Annotated in this window: 3 protein-coding genes; 2 read left to right on the top strand and 1 reads right to left on the bottom strand. The window is 59.4% G+C overall.

Translation table 11 applies throughout. The features are described from left to right. The first annotated feature begins 251 nt into the window (after window positions 1–251). A complete protein-coding gene (locus tag AC0L2Y_RS32620) occupies window positions 252–3,587 on the top strand; it encodes an AAA family ATPase (protein ID WP_473562082.1) in 3,336 nt (1,111 codons plus the stop codon). Between the two features lie 234 nt (window positions 3,588–3,821). Here AC0L2Y_RS32620 and AC0L2Y_RS32615 read toward each other — a convergent pair whose 3' ends face one another. After that, window positions 3,822–3,983, bottom strand: a complete 162-nt coding sequence (locus tag AC0L2Y_RS32615) for a hypothetical protein (RefSeq protein WP_473562081.1) — start codon at window positions 3,981–3,983, stop codon at window positions 3,822–3,824. Window positions 3,984–4,173: 190 nt separating this feature from the next. On the opposite strand from AC0L2Y_RS32615, the gene AC0L2Y_RS32610 reads away from it, so the two are divergent. Then, window positions 4,174–5,910 (top strand): adenylate/guanylate cyclase domain-containing protein, encoded by a 1,737-nt coding sequence (locus AC0L2Y_RS32610; RefSeq protein ID WP_473562080.1) that lies wholly within the window; start codon window positions 4,174–4,176, stop codon window positions 5,908–5,910. Window positions 5,911–6,000: the final 90 nt, after the last annotated feature.

The following is a 6,000-nucleotide window of genomic DNA, read 5'->3' as shown; positions in this document are numbered from 1 at the left end:
TCCGGAAGACCGGCGACAGCGCTAAACTGGGGAAGATTCAAACGGCACTTCTGGGGAGTATTGAGCCGGCATCGACAGGCGTAGGCTCTGTCCTCACCTGACCGATGCGGACGCTTGACCACTAGGAGCGTATCGTCCGCTTTGCTGCCAGAAGCTATCACCGCCCCGGTAACCGTGTCGGACTACAGCATTTCCCTGGCATCTGAGTTAATATTGCGGTTGAGGACCTAATTCAGCCTAGGGAGAGCTGTGTGGACGTTGCTGCTTGGTTGCGAGGTCTCGGCCTCCAGCAATACGAGCAGGCATTTCGCGACAACGCGATCGACGCGGAAGTCCTGCCGGAACTGACCGATGCCGACCTCGAGAAGCTCGGTATGCTCCTCGGTCATCGCAAGCGATTCCGCAAGGCGGTAGCGTGGCTGGGGCCGTCGCCAAGCCATTCCGACGCGAGCACCGATGACATCGCGGCTCAGGGCCGCACCCAGGAACCGAGCGCGGAGCGTCGACAGCTGACCGTCATGTTCGTGGATCTCGTCGGCTCGACGGCGCTGGCGACGCGTCTGGATCCCGAAGACCTGCGTGAGACCATCGGAGCGTATCACCGCTGTGTCTCCGATACGGTCGTCCACTTCGGCGGCTTTGTCGCCAAGTATATGGGTGACGGAGTTTTGGTGTATTTCGGCTATCCGCAGGCGCACGAGAACGCCGCCGAGCAGGCGGTGCGCGCTGGCCTTGCTCTCGTCGATGCCGTTAGGCTACTCCCAGAGCCCGAGCCATTGCGGGTTCGTATCGGCATCGGCACCGGACAGGTCGTCGTTGGCGATCTGATCACCGCCGGCGAAGGGCAAGAGCGCGGCGTCGTCGGCGAGACGCCGAACCTCGCCGCCCGCCTGCAAGCTCTTGCCGAACCCGACGCGGTCGTGATCGGGCCGCAAACGCGGCAGCTGGTCGGCGATCTCTTCGAATACCGCGATCTTGGCGCCGTCGAGGTGAAAGGCTTTCCGGAGCCGATCCATCCCTATCAAGTGGTTCGTGAGAGTTCTGTCGAAAGCCGGTTCGAGGCGCTGCATGGGACGACGCCCACACCGCTGGTCGGGCGTGACGACGAGATCGACCTGCTGCAGCGCCACTGGCATCGCGCGAAAAGTGGTGAAGGTCGCGTGGTGCTGCTCTCAGGCGAGCCCGGCATCGGGAAGTCGCGCCTGACCGTGACCTTGCAGGAGCGGATCCAGAATGAGCCACACACCCGCTTGCGCTATTTCTGCTCGCCGCACCATCAAGACAGCGCGCTCCACCCGACCATTGCGCAGCTAGAACGTGCCGCCGGGTTGGAGCGTGACGACACGCTTGAGAGGAAGCTGGATAAGCTTGCGGCCCTGTTTGGCCCGGCCTCGCCGGAGGATGGGGCGCTGCTGGCCGAGCTGCTGTCGTTGCCGACCGAAGGCCGCTTCCCGCCTCTCCAACTGACGCCCCAGCGCAAAAAAGAGAAAACCTTCGATGCGCTGCTCCGGCAGCTCGAAGACCTGGCGCGACAAGGTCCGGTGCTGATGCTCTTCGAGGATGTGCACTGGGTCGACCCCAGCTCTCGCGAGCTGCTCGACCTGGTCATCGAGCGGGTGCCGCGCCTGCCAGTGCTGCTTCTCCTCACGTTTCGCCCCGAGTTTCAACCGCCGTGGATCGGGCAGTCGCAAGTCACGGTTCTGGTCCTCAATCGGCTCGACCGTCGTGAAGGCGCCGCGCTGGTCCAGCGGGTCGTCGGCACAGGAGAGCTGCCGAGCGACGTTGTCGCGGAGATCATCGAGCGCACGGATGGGGTGCCATTGTTCGTCGAGGAGCTGACCAAGGCGGTGTTGGAGAGCGGCAACGCCAGGACAGTGCTCTCAAGAGCTGCTGCGACGGCGTTGAACGTCCCCGCCACGCTGCATGCATCGTTGATGGCGCGGCTCGATCGCCTCGGCTCAACGGTTAAGGAGGTCGCACAGGTCGGCGCGGTTCTCGGTCGGGAGTTCTCCTACGAATTGCTGGCAGCGGTCGCACAGCGAAATGCCGCTGATCTAAATGACGCCCTGGATCAACTCGTCGGCGCCGGTCTGGTGTTCTGCCGCGGGAGGCGGCCAGTGGCCACTTACCTCTTCAAGCATGCGCTCGTTCAGGACGCAGCGTATGGCACGCTGCTGCGCGCCAAGCGGCAGGAGATACATAAGCGTGTCGCAGATGTGTTGGAGGAAAAGTGGACCGAACTCACTGAAGCGCAACCCGAGCTCCTCGCGCACCACCTTCAGGAAGCTGGGGATTGGGCCGGCGCGCTCGATCACTGGCAAAAGGCGGGAAGGGCCGCCGCGGCCAGAGCTGCCACTCGGGAAGCCGTGTCGCACTTTGCCAGTGCTATCGACTGCAGCAGGAGACTTGGCGATGTGTCCGGCGGCGCCGAACGGATGACCCGTCTCCACCTTGCGATGGCCAATGCCTTGATGCAGGCTGAAGGGTATCGTTCTGAGCGCCTTGGGAAGACGCTTGAAGATGCACGTCTTGCCGCCGCGAACACTGCATCGGTCGAATTGCAATGTGACGTTGCGCTTTCACTCGCTCCATTTTTTTATGCCACTGGGCGCAATCAAGATTACCTGACCCTGGCCGAAGAGCAGCTCGCAAACGATGCCAATCTCGTTCCAGCGGCCTATCTGAGTGCACTTTGGGCGGCAAAGGGGATTGCTCACTACAACCGGGGAGAACAACCGCTGGCAGCGGAGGCCCTACGCAAGGCCTTAGCTCTGATTGAACGTGTTGAAGCAAGTCGTCGCATCTTGTTCGCTGGTGCGGATCAACGTCTCTCTGCCCAAGAATATCTTAGCGACTCACTGATCATATTGGGCTTCTTTGACGAAGCCATCGAAGAAAAAGAGCAACTGATTCGAACCGTCAGTCAGCCCGATAAACCCTTCGACCTCGCCTGGTATCTTCTCGCTCAGTGTGAATTTTTTGCTATATTCGGTCAATACGAGGAACTACTTGAGACCGCCACGAAGATCGTCCAAATTTGCGAGCGGCATGGCTACGCGGCGCGGCGAAGCAGCGGCATCAGGTGGCGTGGCTATGCCCGCTCGCATTTAGGTGAACTTGAAGCCGGCATCGATGACGTCCGGGAGAGCACGATTCTCTGGCGTGGGCAGGGCGTCGTATTTCATACCCCCGAGAAAATATGCGCACTCTGCGATCTTCTCCTGCGGGCCGGTCGCATCGAAGAAGCATCGCAAGTGCTTGATGACGTCGATGCGCTCATTCTCGATACGGACGAAGCATGCCATCTAACAGAATGTATTCGCTTCCGTGGCCAAATCGCCGCTCGCCGAGGTGACCTGACGGGTGCCGCTCGGCTATTCGAAACAGCAATTGCCACTGCCCGTCGGCAGCAAGCAAAACTGTTCGAGCTTCGCGCCGCAACGCAACTCGCACCAGTTCTGGCACGTCAAGGTCGTGACCACGAGGCCGCGACGCGTCTGCAAGCGGTGGTCCACACATTTAACACCAAGTATCCAATCGTCGACCTCATCGCGGCACAAAGGGCGCTGCACGCCCTGAGTCGTTGAAGTCGCGTCATCTGCGTCGGATCCGACAACGTAGTTTGCGTCGATTTGATGCAAGCTTGGGTCATTGCGCACGCGAGATGCGGGCGTCATTCCGCTATGTTCCAGTCCAAATGGACCATTCCATAGCGATTTGTATCACAGCTTGTATCTCAGTCCGTATCGCACTGCCAATGCATCCGGGCCGACGTAACCGATACGGCGATCGCTCTGCACCAGGGTCGAATTGTCAAACTATTAGGAGATGGCGCACTTGTCGGCGTCTTCGACAGCGTGGTCGATGCGGTAATCTGCGCAGCCGAAATTCAAAAAGATGTGGCCGTTCGCAATGGTGGACTGCCGGAGCATGAGCGGATTGTGTTCTGCATCGGGATAAATCTTGGCGATGTGGCGTCTCATATAGCCGCAACATGCCGTTGCTGGCACAGAACGGGAAGGAGGATGTACCGCGCCACCTATGAACCCTGCTCGCGCGTTGGGACGGCGAAGGCAAGTCAAACCGACGTGCACGGACCAGAGCGGAAAGGTAGGCGAATAGACTCCTCCTCGTGATACTAATACAATTTGCCGCAGTGAGAGCACCCCTGCGATGTCCGAAGAGCGCGTTCAACGCCGCCTTGCTGCCATTCTGGCCATCGACGTGGTTGGCTATAGCCGCCTCACGGAGCGCGACGAGGTAGGTACCTTGGCTACGCTCAAATCTCGACGCCGAGAGATCCTTCATCCAGTGATCTCCAAACATCGCGGTCGCCTCATCAAACTGATAGGGGATGGCGCGCTAATAGAGTTCGGAAGCGCGGTCAACGCCGTAGACTGCGCTGTCGAATTGCAGAAAGCTATGGATGCCGCGAATGCAGATGTGGCTGTGGACCGACGCATTGTATTGCGTGCTGGAATTAATCTCGGCGATGTGATGGTGGAGGGCAGCGATCTCTACGGCGACGGAGTCAACGTTGCTGCTCGGCTCGAGAGTCTGTCGGAGCCCGGTGGATTATGCATCTCGGGAAGCGTCTTCGAGCAGATCAACGGCAAGCTGCCATATTCATTCGTTTCGTCGGGCCCGCAGACTCTCAAAAACATCGATCGACCGATCCAAACCTATCGGCTCGCGGGCAAGGATGGAGCCGCGGCGATAGTCTCCGCCGTCGAACTTTCTCTTCCCAATAAGCCGTCAATAGTGGTCCTCCCCTTTGTGAATATGAGTGCTGACGCCGAGCAGGCGTATTTCGTCGATGGATTGACGGAGGATCTGATTACCGACCTCTCCAAAGTGCACGAGCTCTTCGTCATCGCCCGGAACTCATCCTTTGCCTATAAGGGCAGGTCGGTAGACACCCGCCAGATCGCTCGCGAACTGGGCGTGAAATATGTACTGGAGGGTAGCGCCCGACGGGTGGCGGACCGGGTGCGAATCAATGCCCAGCTCATCGATGCACCCGCCGGTGGGCACATCTGGGCGGATCGCTTCGACCGGGACCTTGCCGATGTCTTCGCGGCACAAGACGAAGTCGTCGGCAAGATTGTGGAAGGGCTCGCCGGCAAGTTGGCCGCGGCAAACCTGAAGGAGCGTTATCGGCCAACGAACCTGGGGGCCTATGATCTGTATCTACGGGGGCGGGCTGAATGGGCACACTCCACCGAGGCAGGCGTTGCGGCCATTCCCTTGTTCGAGCGGGCCATCGCGCTCGATCCTAACTACGCGGATGCCTATCGCTGGTTGGCAATCAGTCAGTGCGAGGCTTGGGTCTTTAGGAACCATCCGATGAATCCCCTTCGTCAACAGTCTGTGGCGTCGGCAAGAAAGGCGATTGAACTCGATCCCGAAAATTCTGGCACGCATTGGGTGCTCGCGTTCATACTCCTCCTTGAGCGCCAATGGGATGAGTCTGCCAAAGAGTACGAGATTTCGCTCCGCCTCAATCCAAACGATGCCGATGCTTGGGCTAACTTCGGGGATTTGAAGACCTATGAGGGTCGCGGAGCAGAGGCCATCGCCTGCATCGAGAAGGCATTTCGCCTGAATCCGCGCCCGCCGAGCTGGTATTTCTGGTTACTCGGAGGTGCCCAATCCGCTGCCGGTAAGTATGAGGAAGCAGTGAAAACTCTGAGGAATGATGCAACCTATCGAACCGAATCCAGGGTTAATTTGGCCTCGATCCTGGCGCGGCTCGGCCGGTTAGAGGAAGCGCGTGAAGAGGCCACGCTATATCTGGCAACAAACCACCATTTCAAAATTAGCCATTGGGTCGAATCCCAGCCCTATCGCGACCTGGCCTTGCGAGACATGTACCTCGAAGGCCTTCGCAAGGCTGGCTTTCCGGAATGATTAACTTTTACTCGACGGGCCACCATGCTGGAGTCGGCTTGTGGAGGCAAAAGCTTTCAAAACTTCCAAATGCGGACCCAACTACAAACC

The organism is Mesorhizobium sp. WSM4830 (genome assembly GCF_055811495.1).
Note: the sequence above shows the minus strand (reverse complement) of the source record. Positions and strands in the feature narration are given on the sequence as shown.